The sequence below is a fragment of the Burkholderia sp. HI4860 genome (assembly GCF_002223045.2).
In the GTDB taxonomy this organism is placed as follows: Bacteria; Pseudomonadota; Gammaproteobacteria; order Burkholderiales; family Burkholderiaceae; genus Burkholderia.
This window is the reverse complement of sequence record NZ_NKFO02000003.1, coordinates 1,441,262-1,457,675: the sequence shown is the minus strand read 5'-3', so window position 1 is coordinate 1,457,675 and position 16,414 is coordinate 1,441,262. Positions and strand designations below refer to the sequence as shown.

At 68.0% G+C, this 16,414-nt stretch carries 15 protein-coding genes; 9 read left to right on the top strand and 6 right to left on the bottom strand.

What is annotated here, in order from left to right:
* Window positions 1–193 precede the first annotated feature (193 nt).
* Window positions 194–1,039 (bottom strand): M15 family metallopeptidase, encoded by an 846-nt coding sequence (locus CFB34_RS22040; protein WP_069247001.1) that lies wholly within the window; start codon window positions 1,037–1,039, stop codon window positions 194–196.
* A 121-nt stretch (window positions 1,040–1,160) separates the two neighbouring features.
* Here CFB34_RS22040 and CFB34_RS22035 point away from each other — a divergent pair, with 121 nt between their 5' ends.
* Both CFB34_RS22035 and CFB34_RS22030 read left to right on the top strand, forming a co-directional pair.
* On the top strand, window positions 1,161–2,117 hold the full coding sequence (locus tag CFB34_RS22035; protein ID WP_089439107.1) for a phage tail protein: 957 nt from the start codon (window positions 1,161–1,163) through the stop codon (window positions 2,115–2,117).
* Between the two features lie 207 nt (window positions 2,118–2,324).
* A complete protein-coding gene (locus tag CFB34_RS22030) occupies window positions 2,325–3,350 on the top strand; it encodes a transporter (RefSeq protein WP_089439108.1) in 1,026 nt (341 codons plus the stop codon).
* 32 nt (window positions 3,351–3,382) lie between these two features.
* Here CFB34_RS22030 and CFB34_RS22025 read toward each other — a convergent pair whose 3' ends face one another.
* Together CFB34_RS22025 and CFB34_RS22020 are read right to left on the bottom strand one after the other, a co-directional pair.
* Window positions 3,383–3,532, bottom strand: coding sequence for a DUF1427 family protein (locus CFB34_RS22025; protein WP_242808692.1), 150 nt, complete (start codon window positions 3,530–3,532; stop codon window positions 3,383–3,385).
* 27 nt (window positions 3,533–3,559) lie between these two features.
* Window positions 3,560–4,537 carry a zinc-binding alcohol dehydrogenase family protein gene (locus tag CFB34_RS22020; RefSeq protein ID WP_089439109.1) on the bottom strand — a complete coding sequence of 326 codons (978 nt, stop codon included), beginning with the start codon at window positions 4,535–4,537 and terminating at the stop codon, window positions 3,560–3,562.
* 161 nt (window positions 4,538–4,698) lie between these two features.
* Between CFB34_RS22020 and CFB34_RS22015 the strand changes: the two genes are divergently transcribed.
* Window positions 4,699–5,619 carry a LysR family transcriptional regulator gene (locus CFB34_RS22015; RefSeq protein WP_089439110.1) on the top strand — a complete coding sequence of 307 codons (921 nt, stop codon included), beginning with the start codon at window positions 4,699–4,701 and terminating at the stop codon, window positions 5,617–5,619.
* Window positions 5,620–5,742: 123 nt separating this feature from the next.
* Here the strand turns inward: CFB34_RS22015 and CFB34_RS22010 are convergent, their stop codons facing one another.
* Window positions 5,743–7,911 (bottom strand): M1 family metallopeptidase, encoded by a 2,169-nt coding sequence (locus CFB34_RS22010; RefSeq protein WP_089439111.1) that lies wholly within the window; start codon window positions 7,909–7,911, stop codon window positions 5,743–5,745.
* Window positions 7,912–8,554: 643 nt separating this feature from the next.
* Between CFB34_RS22010 and CFB34_RS22005 the strand changes: the two genes are divergently transcribed.
* The 3 genes from CFB34_RS22005 (at window position 8,555) to CFB34_RS21995 (ending at window position 11,310) form a co-directional block, all read left to right on the top strand.
* Window positions 8,555–9,049 (top strand): LEA type 2 family protein, encoded by a 495-nt coding sequence (locus CFB34_RS22005; RefSeq protein ID WP_089439112.1) that lies wholly within the window; start codon window positions 8,555–8,557, stop codon window positions 9,047–9,049.
* A gap of 147 nt (window positions 9,050–9,196) precedes the next feature.
* On the top strand, window positions 9,197–10,330 hold the full coding sequence (locus CFB34_RS22000; protein ID WP_089439113.1) for a class I SAM-dependent methyltransferase: 1,134 nt from the start codon (window positions 9,197–9,199) through the stop codon (window positions 10,328–10,330).
* Between the two features lie 89 nt (window positions 10,331–10,419).
* A complete protein-coding gene (locus tag CFB34_RS21995) occupies window positions 10,420–11,310 on the top strand; it encodes an SAM-dependent methyltransferase (RefSeq protein WP_089439153.1) in 891 nt (296 codons plus the stop codon).
* Window positions 11,311–11,398: 88 nt separating this feature from the next.
* Here the strand turns inward: CFB34_RS21995 and CFB34_RS21990 are convergent, their stop codons facing one another.
* Window positions 11,399–11,971: a DUF1415 domain-containing protein gene (locus CFB34_RS21990; RefSeq protein ID WP_041492730.1), complete on the bottom strand. Its 573-nt coding sequence runs from the start codon at window positions 11,969–11,971 to the stop codon at window positions 11,399–11,401.
* A gap of 55 nt (window positions 11,972–12,026) precedes the next feature.
* Window positions 12,027–12,647, bottom strand: coding sequence for a TetR/AcrR family transcriptional regulator (locus tag CFB34_RS21985; protein ID WP_089439114.1), 621 nt, complete (start codon window positions 12,645–12,647; stop codon window positions 12,027–12,029).
* A 219-nt stretch (window positions 12,648–12,866) separates the two neighbouring features.
* Between CFB34_RS21985 and CFB34_RS21980 the strand changes: the two genes are divergently transcribed.
* The 3 genes from CFB34_RS21980 to CFB34_RS21970 all read left to right on the top strand — a co-directional run bounded on the left by CFB34_RS21980 (window position 12,867) and on the right by CFB34_RS21970 (window position 16,359).
* Window positions 12,867–14,150, top strand: coding sequence for an MFS transporter (locus CFB34_RS21980; protein WP_089439115.1), 1,284 nt, complete (start codon window positions 12,867–12,869; stop codon window positions 14,148–14,150).
* Window positions 14,151–14,314: 164 nt separating this feature from the next.
* Window positions 14,315–14,920, top strand: coding sequence for a nitroreductase family protein (locus CFB34_RS21975; RefSeq protein ID WP_089439116.1), 606 nt, complete (start codon window positions 14,315–14,317; stop codon window positions 14,918–14,920).
* A gap of 188 nt (window positions 14,921–15,108) precedes the next feature.
* Window positions 15,109–16,359: an Hsp70 family protein gene (locus CFB34_RS21970; protein ID WP_089439117.1), complete on the top strand. Its 1,251-nt coding sequence runs from the start codon at window positions 15,109–15,111 to the stop codon at window positions 16,357–16,359.
* The last annotated feature ends 55 nt before the right edge of the window (window positions 16,360–16,414 follow it).

Here is a 16,414-nt window from a genome sequence, read left to right as displayed (position 1 = left end):
GCATCAATGCGCCCGCGGCATCGGAGAAGGCGCGCGCATTAACGAAAGGACGCTGTGAGATTTAAAACGGAAGCGGCGGCCGGAAAAAATCGCGCACCGGAATGCATGATTTTTTGCGCCGCCCATATCGTTTCCTGCCGGGATATTAAAAAGCCCCATGCCGCCCTCATTATTTCCTGTCCGGCAGCCCTGGCTAGCTGCCGCGTCCCAGTTTAAAACCGGGTTTATGGTATTCCACGTGCCCGAGATCCATCATTTTCCAGCGGCCCCCCCAGGTCAGGCCAACCTGTTCGGCGACCTGGCCATACAACTGGTAGCCGCGCATCGCCCACGGATCTTTCTCGGAGATGACCAGCTTGCCGTCGCGCAGGAATGCGTTGTCGGCCGCCAGCCCGAATTGGTGATAACTCTGGAAGGCGGCCGCATTGGTCACGTTGGTACCCATCTGCGCCAGCCGGTTCTGCCGTTCCGGGCTCCGGTAACCTTCCAGCAACGCCATTTCATAACCATATTGTTCGTGCATGATCTTGTAGACCAGCAGCAAACGCGTACGGAAATCCGGATCCAGCAGGTTCCAGTCGCGGCTCGCATCCTTCAGCGCCGGGCGCACCTGTTCGACTTCCTTGGTGGCGAAGACCTCCGGCGGCAGCGGCGGGGGCGGCACGAGTTGTTCGCCCTGCAGCAGCGCGGCGATCTTCTCGTCGGGCACGCGCGCCGTGTCGTCGTACTGGAACAATTGCCGGCCGCGTAACGCAATGGCGACCAATGGCGGCGTCGCAAGAATACCTGCCGATACCATAATCATCAAGCGCCGGCGAACCAGTAAATTTTGCACGTCGTTTAAAGCACCGCGCGTAGCGCTTGCCGATTTAACAATCTGACTTCGCGTACGCGAGGCGCGATCGTTCGCGCGGCGCGTTAGACGGCCGTGAAACTGGGCGACGGATTCGAATACGGTCGCGCGGATACCCGGTAAAAGCAACAGTGCCGCAACCGCGACGGCAAGGGCGAAATAGGCGACGAGTGCGACGGCAATCAAAGAAATCCCCGGAAATTGGAATTGATTGTGTTTTGCAATGCTTGCTCTTAGAATCAGGCTGCTTCGAGAGGCCGGGCTATATTATCGCGGTGAATTAAACCAGGATTCAATGAGACGCTGAATGAGTGCGCCGGAAAATTCAAATTCGAAATCTCCGCCCAGCCTGCTGTCCGATACCAAACCGGCAGGCGACGGAGCTCAGCAGTCGCGCATTCTCGCGAATCTGGAAGGACGTGTCACGCCGCCGGCCGAGCCGCCGCGCCGTTCGCTGAAGGCGCCGATCGCCGCCGTCGTGGCCCTGGTGGTCGCCGTGGGTGGCTGGGGCGCATGGCGCATGCAGCATGCGGGCGGGCAGGCCCCCGCCGTCACGGCCGAGGCTGCGCCGGCAGCCGCCGCGCCGGCGAAGGCCGCGGCGGCCAGCGATGCCGCCGTGCAGGTCGCGCAGAATGCCGCGTCCGCCGCATCCGCCGTACAGCCGGCCACGATCGTCAACGACGACGCAGCTTCCCGAACCGTTGCATCCGCATCGTCCGCGTCCGCCGCGGACAACAGCCGCCTGTCGCGTGCACTCGCCAACGGCGCCGACGACGTGTCGGGTGCGGCCACGGCCGGTGCGGCCGCCGCCGCCGCTGCCGCGACGACCAAAACCGCGAAGGCCGACGCCGCGAAGGGCGCGAAGGTCGCCGCGCACGGCAAGACCGATACGAAGGCCGACACGAAAGCCGAGGCCCGCAAGCGTCACAAGGAACAGCAGGCCGAGCTCGCGCAGGCGAAGAAGCATCGCGACGCGACGCCAGCCCGTACCGCGAAGGCTGCCGGGAAGGACGATCCGGATGCGGACCTGCTCGCAGCGCTCGTCGCGCGCACGAAGCCGGCCGACAAGAAGCTCGCCGCGCAGAAGGCGCAGGCCGTGCCGACCAAGACGGCCGCGACGACCGGCTCGCTGGCGTCGCGCGTGAAGGAGTGTTCGGAGCGCGGTTTCTTCGAGGATCAACTGTGCCGCTGGCGCGTCTGCGATGGTCACTGGGGCAAGGACCCCGCGTGCCCGAGCGCCGCGCAGTCGGAGACGCGGCAGTAACGCGTCCCGCGCGTGTCGACCCGCCGCACCTGCGCCGCCCGTTGGGCGGCGCGTTGCTTTTGGGGCCGCGGAACCGGACGGTATGATGCGGCGTGACGCTGTCACCGGCGCGTCACGCCCGTCGGGCATACGTCTCCTTTCCTTTTCCGGCGCGGGTGCGCGACCCGCTATGCGCGGCGCGCCGTGCGCCGCACGACCTTCGACACGATGGACCTGATCGTACAGACTTACGGCGCCGATACGTCCGGCATGGTGTGCGGATTCCGCTTCGTTCCCGGCGGCTCCGGCGCGACGCTCGATGCGGACACGGCCGCCGGGTGGCTGCGCACGTGCCGCGAGCACGATGCCGCGTCGGGCGATTTCGTCTGGCTGCACTTCAATCTCGCGCATGGCGCGAGCGAGCGCTGGATGCGCACGCATCTCGGGCTGCCCGACAGCTTCTTCGCATTCCTCCACGAAGGCTCGCGCTCGACGCGCATCGAGCAGGAAGACGGCGCGCTGCGCGCGATCGTCAACGACGTGATGTTCAACCTCGAACTGACGCCGTCGGAGATCGCGACGCTGTTCGTCCACGTCGAGCGGCGCATCATGGTCACCGCGCGGCTCAAGCCGCTGCGCTCGGTCGACACGCTGCGCGCGTGCGTGCGCGACGGCGAGCAGTTCAGGTCGCCCGCGGAACTGCTCGTCCACCTGCTGCGCGACCAGGCCGACCTGCTGATCCAGATCATGCGACGCACGAGCGTCGACGTCGACCGCATCGAGGATCGCTTCCTGTCGCAGCGGCTCACGTCGAGCCGCATCGAGCTCGGCGCGATGCGCCGCACGCTGACGCGCCTGCAGCGCATGCTCGCGCCCGAGCCCGGGTCGATCTTCCGGCTGCTCGCGAAACCGCCAGCGTGGTTGCATCTGGAAGACGTGCAGGAACTGCGCGAATCGACCGAAGAGTTCTCGCTGGTGCTGGCCGACCTGGCGGGGCTCAACGAGCGGATCAAGCTGTTGCAGGAAGAGATCGGTTCGCGTCTCGACGAGCAGAACAACCGGACGCTGTTCACGCTGACGCTCGTGACCGTGATCGCGCTGCCGATCAACATCGTCGCCGGCTTCTTCGGGATGAACGTCGGCGGCGTGCCGTTCTCGGAGAACAAGCACGGCTTCTGGCTGATGGTGCTGCTCGTCGCGGGTTTCACGGCGCTCGCCGCGTGGTGGGCGTTCCGCCGGCGCGACGACCGCTAGCACCGCCGGCGCCGCATCGCCGCATCGACGCGTCAGCGCAACAGCGCGATCGCGCGTTCGCCGATCACCATCCCGAGCAGGCCCACGAGCGCGACGAGCGGCGGGGCCGGCGAGCGCACGTGCAGCAGCGCGTACAGCACGCCGACGCCAAGGCCCACCGCGAGCGAAGTCACGTAATCCATCATGGCAGTCTCCCGTGTGGTCCGGCGTCAGGGCTTGAGGATGACGCGCTCGCGCGCACCGGCCAGCACTGCGCGATACGCGTCGTGTGCGCGCTCGAGCGGGTACACGTAGTCGTCGCCGATCGGGAACGGGCGCAGCGTGCCGTTGCCGAAGCCGGGCGCGAGCGTGTCCAGGATCTGCGCGACCGTGGCGCCGCCGAGCTGCAGCGAATCGACGCCCACGAACGTGTGCTGGCCGCGATAGAACGCGAAGATGTCGAACGGCACGCTGCGCTCGATCGTCGAGATGAAGATCTGCCGCGCGCCGATCGCCATCGACGCGTTCGCCGCTTCGAAGTACGGGCTGCCCACCGTGTTGTAGACGATGTCCGCGCCGTGGCCGCCGGTCGCCGCGCGCACCGCGTCGGCCACCGGTTCTTTCGACGCGTCGATCATGTGCACGTCGCCCGATGCGTGGCCGCGATAGCCGCCGGCGCTGCGCTCGACGCCGATCACGGTCGCGCCGTGCGCGGTCGCGAGCTGGATCGCCGCCTGGCCGACCTTGCCGTTCGCGCCGAACACGAGCACGACGTCGCCGGTCGTCGGCATGCCGGCGCGGCGCAAGCCCTCATAAGCGGTGACGAACGGCACGCCGACGCCGGCCGCTTCGTCGAGCGTGAGCACGGCGGGCTTGCGGCGCACCAGCGGCGCATCGAGCACGAGCCACTCCGCATGCGAGCCGTCGCGATGCACGCCGAGATCGCCGCCCGAGCCCCACACCGGCGCGCCGATCCAGCCGTCCGGGCCGCTGCGCACGATACCGGCCCAGTCGCGCCCGGGCGTGCGCGGCCACACCGCGTGCGGCATGCGGCCGAGCGCGGCCTTCACGTCGCTCGGGTTCACGCCGGCCGCGCGCACCTCGATCAGCATCTGGCCGTCGGCGGGGACGGGCGGGTCGATTTCCCTGACGCGAGCGTCGAGCGACTCGATGTCGGCGGCGGGGGCGTCGAAGCGGATGCTGCGCATGATGATCTCCGTAGCGGATGGCTGGCGCGCGGCCCGATGGGGCGGGGCGCGCAGCGGGTGAAAAGGATGCCTGCAGTCTAGTCGGCACGGTTTGACGCGGAAACGTGCAAAGGCGGATGATTGCTTTGCGTTAAACGCATAGCCAAATCGGAAGGCACCGAATGGACGACTTTCTTTCCCCGCATCTGGCGTTGTTTGTCGACGTGGTCGACCAGCAGAGCTTCTCGGCGGCCGCGCGCCGGCTGGGCGTCGCCGCGTCGTCGGTCACACGGCGCATCGACCGGCTCGAGACGCAGCTCGGCATCCGCCTCCTGCATCGCACCACGCATGCGCTGCGGCCGACCGAGGCAGGCCAGTTGCTGTACGAACGCGCGACGCGGATGCTGGCCGAGCTGCGCGGCCTGCAGGAAGACCTGCACAGCCAGCACGACGAGCCGAGCGGGCTGCTGCGCGTCGACTGCCCGGCGCCGTTCGGCCGCCGGCACCTGATGGCCGCGCTGGCTGCCTTCATGCAGCGCCATCCGGCGCTGCAGGTCGACCTGGTGCTGACCGACAGCATGGTCGACCTGCAAGGCGCGCGGCTCGGCTCCGACGTCGATCTCGCGGTGCGCATCGGCCCGCTCGAGGACACGCGCTTCGTCGCGACCGTGCTGGCGCCGCAGCGGCGCGTGCTGTGCGCGAGCGCGGCGTATCTCGCGCGGCGCGGCGAGCCCGAGTCGCCCGACGCGCTCGCCGGCCACGACTGCCTCGCCTGGCACGGTGCGCCGCCGCCGGGCGCATGGCGCTTCGGCGAGCGCCGCCACGTGCCGGCGCAGCCGCGGTTTCGCAGCAATCATTCGGAAGCGTTGCTCGAAGCCGCGATCGACGGGCTCGGCCTGGCGCACCTGCCGACCTGGCTCGCGGGCGACGCGCTGCGCGACGGACGCTTGCGTGCGGTGCTGCCGCAGTTCGCGGCGGCGCCCGAGCCGGCGACGATCCACGTGTTGCGCCAGCAGGCGCGCGGCACCGCACGCGCGTCGCGGCTCGTTGCGTTTCTCGCGACGTGGTTCGCGCAGCCGGCGTGGGACGCCGCGTGGGCATGACGGCCGGCGGCAGCCCGTGCCGAAAGAAAAAAGGGCCTCGCATGCGAGGCCCGTCAAAGGTCGGAGAAACCGGTACGCCGGCCGGCAGCCGCAGGCTGCGCGGCGCCGGCCGGACGCGCACCGTTACTGCGTCACTACCTTGCGCGGCTTGAAGATGCCCTGGTATTGCAGCGCCGGGCGTTCCTTCGTCACCGGCTCGAGGCCGCCGAAGGTCGGCGTCTGGCGCAGCTTCATCGCGGCCGGCGAAGCGACCGAGCCGATCGACGTCGAGCGCGAGGCCGGCGCGAGGTTGTTCGCGACGAGCAGTGCGGCCTCGCTCTTCAGGTTCGCGAGCAGGACCGGATCGGTCGAGCTGTTGACCTGCGTGAGCAGCCCGCTCCAGGCGGCGTCGCTGTAGTTCACGACGTAGTAGTCGAGCCCGCTCGGGTCGGCGACCACGCCCGTGCAGCCGTCGACGCGCGTTTGCGTCTGCGTGTCCTTCAGCGCGAGCGTCGTGCGTTTCGCGAGACCCTGGCCGTACGCGAGCGTGATCGGCACCGTCCATTGCAGGCCCGGATACGCGTTCTTGTTCGGGAACGGCTGCTGTTTCAGCGTGATGACCGTCTGGTTCTTCGTCAGGTCGCACTGCGTGTCGAGCGAGATCAGCGGCACGCCGGTCTGGCGGACGTAGCTGTCGCCGATCGCGCCGATCGCCTGGCCGCTTTCCTTCGACAGCGCATCCCACAGACGCTTCGGCGTACCGTTGCCGAACGAGTAGTCGACCAGGTACTGCTGCAGACCCTTGCGCAGCGTCTGTTCGCCGAGATAGTTCTCGAGCGTCTTCAGCACGTGGCCGCCCTTGTCGTACGTGAACGCGCTGGCGCTCAGCACGAAGTCGTTCGACGCCCAGCCGTTGAAGTTCGGTGCGACCGGGAACGCGTTCGGGCCGATGTCACGATTGATCACGCGGTACTTGTTCTTCACCTGATCGAGCCAGCTGAACTCGTTGGGGAAGAACTGGATCGTCGTCTTCGTCTCGAAGAACGTCGCGAACGACTCGTTGAGCCACACGTTGTCCCACCAGTCGGTCGTGACCAGGTCGCCGAACCACTGGTGCGCGACTTCGTGCGTCAGCACCTCGTTGCCGTAGTGCGACATCGGCTGGCCCGGCTGCGGCAGGATGTCGTCGGCGAACTCGAGGATCGATCCCCAGTTCTCCATCCCGCCGAAGTTCAGGTCCTTCTGATCCTTGAACGCGTCGTTCGCGGCCACCGTGTCGAACTTCGTCAGCGGCAGCGCGATGCCCGTGTAGCGGTAGTAGAAGTCGAGCGCCTGCTTGGTGCGGTCCATCGCCGGCTTCGCCCAGTCGCTCATGCCCGGCGGCGTGAACACGCGCAGGTGCAGGCCGCCCTTGCCGCCCGGCAGCGGGCTCGTGAAGTCGTCCTCGTAGGTGTCGAACAGGCCGCCGCCGAAGAACAGCAGGTACGACGGCATCGGCGGGGTCTTCTCGAACTGCACGAGCTTGTAGCCGCCGCCGACGTTGGTCGACGGCTTCTCGGCCGCGTTCGACACGACCCGCCAGCTTTGCGGCACTTCGGCCGTCACTTCATAGGTCGGGCGGAATGCCGGCTCGTCCCAGCCGGGGAACCACTGGCGCGACAGGTTGGTTTCGCCTTGCGTGAGGATCGCGCCGCTCGTCTTGCCGTCGGTGCCCTTCAGGTCGACGCGGAAGATGCCTTCCGCCGCCGAGCAGCCCGGATACGGATCGTCGCCGCAGCTGCCGCCGGTCTTCGCGACCGGATCGTCATACGACTTGAAGTTGATGATGCCCGACCACTCCATGTGCAGCGAATAGTTACCCGGCGAGATCGTGCCGCTCACCGGGCGCAGCTGGTAGAAGTCGCCCTTGTCCTGCGGTGTCGCGATCAGCTGGATGTTGCCCGGCTGCAGCGTGATGCGGCCGTTCGTGAACTTGATCCGGTGGCCGGCGATCACGATGTTGTTGACCGGCTTCAGCACCTTGATCTCGACGTCGGCGCGGCCGTCGAACGCGTTCAGCGCGTCGTTCGGGCGGAACCACAGCCGGTAGTTCACGGGTACCACGGTGTCCGGCAACTCGACAGGCGAGACGCTCTTGTCGACATTGGATGCGCTCGGCGGCGCGGTGACGGTGGGCGACGAGCCCGAGTGCGGCGCGCCGGCGGAGCTGAGCGCGGACGCCGAGCCCGCGCCGCCGTCGTCGCCGCCGCACCCGGCTAGCGCGAGCGCGGCGACGATCGGCAGATAACGCATCTTGCGAATGTTGATCGACATGACTGAAACCTCGATTGTTGAAAGAATCGTTCAGTGCTGCGAAAACGCCGGCAAAAACAATCCCCTCGCCGTTAATCAACAGCGATGAAAGTGCCAATGACGGATTATTCGAAAAGACGGCGGCCGACTACGTGAAGGTAATCATGGTTTACTGCCCCCTCTGGATTTCCGGATGTCGGTTAACTTGCCGGTTCAAAATGGCCGGGCGCGTGTTGTACTGAATTGATTGCGCGCGCACGACACGGAGCCGCACGCCCTGGGCGGGCGCGCTGTCCCCTTTGAACAGACGACCTACGGGGCTGGCCGGGCCTCGTCGCAAGATGGCAGGAAGGCATGTCGCCGTTCCGTAAAATCACCGTCATGCGGCATCAAGGTTTGTCGGCTTGCTCGAAGGATGCGTAAATATACTTGATGGTTTTAGGTAAAGGAAACGAAAAATTTAGAAATTGCATCGATTGAATTCACCGTGCTTCATTGAATGCTGGGAAGCGTTAATGCGCATTCCATTCGGCATTTATTTTCGTAGTTTTAATCTATTAACGATCTCGCGGGACTGCGAAAACTACGAAACCCGGCGTGCCGGGGCGTGCTCGGTACAATGCAGCGACGACAAGCTCACCGATTGCCGCGAGGAGGTTCTCCCATGCCACGACCCCTGTTCCGTATCGCGCCGCTGCGCGCCGTGCTGCTGCTGTTCGCCGCCGTGCTCCTGCTCGGTGGCTGCGCGGGGCTGACGCGCGACCCGGTGCGCGTGACGGTCGCCGGGCTCGACCCGCTCGTCGGGCAGGGCCTCGAGATGCGTTTCAGCCTGAAGCTGCGCGTGCAGAACCCGAACGACACGCCGATCGACTACGACGGCATCTCGGTCGCGCTCGACCTGAACGGCACGCCGTTCGCGAGCGGCGTCAGCGATCGCACGGGCACCGTGCCGCGCTTCGGCGAGGCCGTGCTCGACGTGCCGGTTTCCGTGTCGGCCTTCGCGGCTGCGCGGCAGGCGTGGAACCTGCCCGGCGCGGCCGCGAACGGCGAGCTGCCGTATGCGCTGCGCGGCCGGCTCGCGGGCGGCGTGCTCGGCACCGTGCACTTCAACGATGCCGGCACGCTGCGCCTGCCCGCGATGCCGGGGTGGGGCGGCTGAACCCGGCGAACCCGGCGAACCCGGCGGCGCGCGGCGCGGGCCGGCCCCCGCGCTTTGCCGCGCGGGCAAAGCGCGGTATGGTGTGAGCCGCGCGGCGCCCGCATTACCGTCGCGCCGCCCGTTGAAGCCAACCGTAACCGAGTTCGCGTGACCGATTTCCCCGTTTTCCACTGGACCGACGCCGACGGCGCCGATCATGCCGTACGCTGGCGCTCCGAAGCCGGCGTGCAACCGCCGAAGCGCGCGGTGCCCGCCGACGACCGCCTCACCGCCGACGCGGCCTACCGTCTCGCCTGCGAGGGCACCGCGCTCGTCTGGCAGGGCGATTTCCAGAATGCGCGCCAGCTCGTGCAGGCGATGGCGCGCCGTGTCGAGCGCAAGCCGAAGAAGGCGAAAGCCGCGGCCGGCGTCGACGCGTTCAACCTGCATCGTCTCGCGCAGTCGCAGCGCGCCCGCACGCTCGGCATGCTGCTGATCCCGCTCGAGGCCGACTACACGATTGCGCTGCGCCGTGCGCCCGACGTGCGCGCCGCATGCGAAGAGGCGTACGGGCCCGGCGGCGCGCCATCGGTCGTGTCGCTGCGCGAACTGCTCGGCCTCGTCGGCGCGCACGAATGGCGCAAGAAAGGGGTGCCGATCCCGGCGCTCGGCGGTGCGCCGATCCACCCGCACTACGGCGTGTTCTCGCCGGTGCGCGGCGAGTACGTCGAACTCGTCGCGCGCGCGCCGCTGCCGGCAACCTCGCTCGCGTTCGACATCGGCACCGGCACCGGCGTGCTGGCGGCCGTGCTGGCGTCGCGCGGTGTCGAGCGCGTCGTCGCGACCGACCAGGATCCGCGGGCGCTCGCCTGTGCGCGCGAGAACATCGAGCGGCTGGGCCATGCGGATCGCGTCGAAGTCGTCGAGGCGGATCTGTTTCCGGCCGGCCGTGCGCCGCTCGTGGTCTGCAACCCGCCGTGGGTGCCGGCCCGGCCGAGCGCGCCGATCGAATACGCGGTCTACGATCCGGACAGCCGCATGCTGCGCGGTTTCCTCGCGGGGCTCGCCGCGCACCTCGAGCCGGGCGGCGAAGGCTGGCTGATCCTGTCCGATTTCGCCGAGCATCTCGGCCTGCGGCCGCGCGACACGCTGCTGCAATGGATCGACGAAGCCGGCCTCGTCGTGCTCGGCCGCGACGATATCCGCCCCGCGCACCCGAAGGCGATGGATGCCGACGATCCGCTGCACGCGGCACGCCAGGCCGAGGTCACGTCGCTCTGGCGGCTCGGCGCACGAGCCTGACCGCGCATTTTCGGTAAACTGTCGCCATTCCTCACGAATTCCCGCCGCCGGGCCGTGGTCGACCGACCGTGGCCCGGCGCCGCATCACGATGTCGAACAAGACCCACGAAATCCGCCCGGAGCAGTCCGTCGAGCTGCTGAAGGAACTGCACATCCTCACCCGCGACGGGAAGCTGAACCAGGACAGCCGCCGCAAGCTGAAGCAGGTCTATCACCTGTTCCAGTTCATCGAGCCGCTGCTTGCCGGCGTGCAGGCCGAGCGTGGCAGCGTGACGCTCGTCGATCACGGCGCCGGCAAGTCGTATCTCGGCTTCATCCTGTACGACCTGTTCTTCAAGCAGCAGCCGGGACACGGCACGCCGGCGTTCGCGTCGCACGTGTACGGGATCGAGACCCGCGAAGAGCTCGTCACGCGTTCGGCCGAGCTCGCCGCGCGGCTCGGGTTCGGCGGCATGTCGTTCCTGAACCTGTCGGTTGCCGATTCGATCACGTCGCCGAAACTGCCTGAAACGGTCGACGTCGTCACCGCGCTGCACGCGTGCGACACGGCGACCGACGACGCGATCCGCTTCGCGCTCGCGAAGCGCGCGCAGCACATCGTGCTGGTGCCGTGCTGCCAGGCGGAAGTCGCGGGCGTGCTGCGCAAGAACAAGGGCAAGTCGCTCGCGAACGCGCTGACGGAAGTGTGGCGGCATCCGCTGCATACGCGCGAATTCGGCAGCCAGATCACCAACGTGCTGCGCTGCCTGCAGCTCGAAGCGCACGGCTACCAGGTCAGCGTGACCGAGCTGGTCGGCTGGGAGCATTCGATGAAGAACGAGCTGATCATCGCGCAGTACAAGAACCTGCCGCGCCGGCGGCCCGGCGAGCGGTTGAACGAGATCCTCGGGATGTTCGGGCTGGCCGAGCTGAACGCACGCTTCTTCGTGCCGGAAGCCGCGGCCGCGGGCGGCGAGGTCGCCGAACCGGCCGCCGGCTGACCTGCGCGTGGGCGGGCGCGTCGCGTGGCGCCCGTTGCTCGTCGCCCGTTACACGCCCCCCGTTGCACGTCGCACGTTACACGCCGTGTCAGACGTCGTCGCCCGGCCGGCGCATCCATTCGCGCCAGCCGTCATGGCCGAGGCGCCGCAGCGTTTCCTGATTCTTTTCGTAGATCGCGGACGCGTCCGGGAACGCGTCGACCGCGCGCGCGATGCTGTCCTCGCGCAGCAGGTGCAGGATCGGGTACGGCGCGCGGTTCGTGTAGTTCTCGATGTCGTCGGGCTCGCTGCCCTCGAACCGGTAGTCCGGATGGAAGCTCGCGATCTGCAGCACGCCGTCGAGCCGCAGTTGCCGCACCAGCCGGTCGGCAAAGAACAGCGCATCGTTGTAGTCGATGAAATCGGCGAACGCATGCGGGAAGATCACGAGCGTCGTGTCGACCTGCTGCGGGTCCGCCGCGTCAAGCGCGCGCAGCTCGGTTTCGAGTTCGGCGAGCGCGTCTTCCAGCGTCGTCGCTTCGCTGATCGCGTAGCGCACCTGTTCCTTCACATAGACGCTTTTCGCGAACGGGCACAGATTGAGCCCGATCACCGCGCGCGCGAGCCAGTGCCGCGTGGCGGCGAGGATGTCGTCGTGCGATTCGGGGCGAGTGTCGGTCATCGTGAAACCAGTCGGGCGGAAGGGCGGCGAGGGCCGCATTGTAGCGGGCGCGCCGTCACGCGCAGGCGGCCTCGATCAACTGTGTGACGAGCGCGGGCGCGACGCCGATCGGCGTTTCGCCGTGCCGGTAGGTCTGGCTTGCCGCGTAGATGCCTTCGATCACCAGCGCGAGCGAGTCGGCGAGCGCCTGCGGCTGCCGCGCGCCGGCGGCTTCGCATAGCGCGACGAGCCGCTTCATCAGCTGTTCCTTGTTCTGCGCGACGCGCTCGCGCGCCGGGTGCGACGCATCCGGGAACTCGGCCGCGACGTTGACGAACGGGCAGCCGCGGTAATCCTGCTGCGTCGCGCGCTCGGCGAGATCGACGAAATACTGGATCAGCTGCGCTTTCGGCTGGCCCGGGTGCTTCGCGACGCTCGTGTTGAAGCGGTCGAAGAAGCACGCATCCATCCGCTCCAGATACGCGAGGATCAGCTCGTCCTTCGACGAGAACTGGCGATACAGGCTCATCTTGTTGACGCCCGCGCGCTCCACGACCGCCTCGACACCCACCGTCCGAACGCCTTCCCTGTAAAACAGCTCCTCGGCGGCGCGTAGCAGGTGCTCCTGCGCGGTGGCGCCGTCGATCGGCCGGCGCGTGCGGCGCGGCAGCGGTTTGGCGATCTCGATGCCCGACATGATGACCCTCGACAGCATATTGGATTGCTTGACATGTTACCGATTGGTCACTACGATCGCAACACACTTGTGACCGGTCGGTAACAACGCCGCCCGGGTCGACAGACAAATGCCAAGCGTCGGCCCGGGTCAGCCGATGCAGTGTGCGGCGGAGGTGGCCTGGCAGGGCGGGCGGCGCGGGTGCGGAGGCACCGGAGCCGCCAACTGGAGAACGCGAAGATGAACTGGGCGGTGACACGAATCGGCGGGCGCTTCCACTACGGATGGCTCGCGGCGGCGGTGGTATTCCTGATCCTGCTGGCGGCGGCCGGCACGCGCGCGACGCCGAGCGTGCTGATGGTGCCGCTCGAGCGCGAACTCGGCTGGAGCCGCGCGGCGATTTCGCTGGCGATCTCGGTGAACATCGCGCTGTACGGACTGACGGGCCCGTTCGCGGCCGCCGCGATGCAGCGCTTCGGGCTGCGTCCGACCATTCTCACCGCGCTCGTGACGATGAGCGCGGGCGTCGCGCTGTCGTCGATGATGACGCAGAGCTGGCAGATGGTCGTGATCTGGGGCCTGATGGTCGGCTGCTCGACGGGCGTCGTCGCGCTGACGCTGTCCGCGACCTTCGTCACGCGCTGGTTCCATGCGCGGCGCGGCCTCGTGATGGGGATCCTGACCGCGAGCACGGCCACCGGCCAGCTCGTGTTCCTGCCGATGCTCGCGGCGATCGCGCAGCGCCATGGCTGGCGGCCGGTCGTGCTGGTCGTCGCGGTCGCGGCCGCGATCGTGATTCCGCTGGTTGCATTCCTGTTGCCCGAGCGCCCGGCCGACGTGCAGCTTCGCCCGTACGGCGAGCCGGCCGATGCGCCGGCCGCGCCCGAGGGGGCGAAGGAGAACCCGCTCACGGTCGCGTTCCGCACGCTGCTGACGGCGAGCCGTTCGCGTGATTTCTGGCTGCTGTTCTTCAGCTTCTTCATCTGCGGCGCGAGCACCAACGGTTACGTCGGCACGCACCTGATCGCGATGTGCAGCGACTACGGGATGACGGAAGTGCAGGGTGCGTCGCTGCTCGCGGCGATGGGCGTGTTCGACCTGTTCGGCACGACGCTGTCGGGCTGGCTGTCCGACCGCTACGACAATCGCATGCTGTTGTTCTGGTACTACGGGTTGCGCGGGTTGTCGCTGATCTACCTGCCGCACGCGTTCGGGATCGATTTCTTCGGGTTGCCGCTGTTCGCGATGTTCTACGGGCTCGACTGGATCGCGACCGTGCCGCCGACCGTACGTCTCGCGACCGACGTGTTCGGCAAGGCCGCGGCGCCCGTCGTGTTCGGCTGGATCGTCGCCGGCCACCAGCTCGGCGCGGCGTTCGCGGCGCTCGGCGCGGGGCTGCTGCGCGCGAGCCTCGGCACCTACACGATCGCGTCGATGATCTCGGGCGGGCTGTGCATCGTCGGCGCGCTGATCGTGCTGCGGATCAACCGCGGCCCGTCGCGGGCAGCCGCGCAGGCGGCCTGAGCGCGGCAAGCCGATGGCCCGGCCGGCCGCGCGACGGATGGCCGGGCAATACACGCACGGAGATTTGCATAGCGAGGGAGGATCGGGCGCGCATCGGCTCAAGCGGGTATGCTTTCGGTTCGCGAGGCGTTCGCGCCCCTTCATCGATGTCAGCGAGGAACCGCATGTCCGTCAAACCTGCTCCCACCACTGTTTCGATTCACGATCTGATCGCGGGCCGCTGGAGCCCGCGCGCGTATTCGGATGAAGCCGTCAGCGCCGGCGATCTGCACGCGGTGCTCGAAGCCGCCCGCTGGGCGCCGTCTGCCTACAACGCACAGCCGTGGCGCTTCATCGTATTCGACCGCACGCAGGACGAAGACGCATTCAAGCGCGCCTTCGCGACGCTGGTGCCGTTCAACCAGGGCTGGAATGCGCCGGCGCCCGTGCTGATCGCGGTGACCGCGCACACGCTCACGCCGAAGGGCGAACCGGCACCCACCGCGCTGTACGACGCGGGCGCCGCCGCGATGTCGCTGGTGCTGCAGGCGCACGCACTGGGCCTGGCCGCCCACCAGATGAGCGGCTTCGACGCGAAGGCGTTCCGCGATGCGTTCGCGATTCCGGCCGACGTCGCGATTCCGGCAATCATCTCGCTCGGTCACTACGGCAACGTCGACAAGCTCGATCCGGTGCTGCGCGATCGCGAGAAGGCGCCGCGCACGCGCCATGCGATCGGCGAGGTCGTCTATGCGGGCGCGTGGAAGAAGGGCTTCGACGCGGCAGCCTGACCTGCGTGGCGGACGGGCTGCGTCGCGCATCCCGCCCGCATCTCTCCCCGGCGCGCCAGGTTGCGCGCCGCCGCCAGCCGGGCCCGTTGCGCGGGACTGGTGGCCGGCCCCGGTTGTGATCCCGCGGGCTTCATGTTAAAAAGCCCGTCCTTTCCGTTTTCGCGCCGGCCCTGCTGCGGCAACTTCCCATGACTTACTGCGCGATCGATTTCGGCACGTCCAATTCCGCCGTGGCGCTGCCCGACGGCGACGGCATGCGCCTCGCGCCCGTCGAGGGCGACCACCTGACGCTGCCCACCGCGATCTTCTTCAACAACGACGAAGAGACGGTCGAATACGGCCGTGCGGCGCTGGCTTCCTATATCGACGGTTTCGACGGCCGGCTGATGCGCTCGATGAAGAGCATCCTCGGCTCGCCGCTCGCGGAAACGACGACCGATCTCGGCGACGGGAGCGCGATCGCGTACACCGAAATCATCGCGCGCTTCCTGACGCACCTGAAGCGCAAGGCCGAAGCCCGCGCGGGCGCGCCGATCGGCCGTGCGGTGCTCGGCCGGCCGGTGTTCTTCGTCGACGACGATCCGCGCGCCGACCGCCTCGCCCAGGACCAGCTCGAGGCCGCCGCGCGATCTGTCGGCTTCACGGACGTGCAATTCCAGTACGAACCGATCGCGGCCGCGTTCGACTACGAGTCGCGCCAGCAGGCGGAGCGCCTCGTGCTCGTCGCCGACATCGGCGGCGGCACGTCCGACTTCTCGCTGGTGCGCGTCGGGCCCGACCGGATGGCGCGGCTCGAACGCAAGGACGACGTGCTGGCCCACCACGGCGTGCACGTCGCGGGCACCGATTACGACCGGCGTGTCGAGCTGGCGGCGATCCTGCCCGCATTCGGCTACCGTTCGCTCGACCCCGAAGGGCGCGAGCTGCCGAACAAGATCTACTTCGATCTCGCCACCTGGCACTTGATCAACACGGTCTACACGCCGAAGCGGCTCGGCGAGCTGAAGCTGATGAAGCACCTGTACCGGGACGTGCAGCAGTACGACCGGCTCACGAGCGTGGTCGAGCAGCGGCTCGGGCATGCGCTGATGGCGCGTGCGGAAGAAGCGAAGATCGGCGTCGCGGCGGGTGGGGAGACGATGATCGACCTGAACGACGTGGAAGAGGATCTGCAGATCGCATTCGATGCCGACCGGCTCGTCGACGCGAGCCGCGACGACACCGCACGCATCGTCGACGCCGCGCGCGAGACGGTGCGGCTGGCGGGCGTGGCGCCGCGCGATGTCGGCGCCCTGTACTTCACCGGCGGCTCGACGGGGCTCGCGTTCCTGTCGGGCGCGCTCGCGGGTGCATTCCCGGATGCGCAGCCGGTATTCGGCGACCGCCTCGCGAGTGTCGCGACGGGTCTCGGCATTCACGCGCAGCGATTGTTCGGTTGAATGCGGGCGGCTGAAAGGCCGCCATGCCGTTTGACCGGCGCCGAAAAACAAAAAG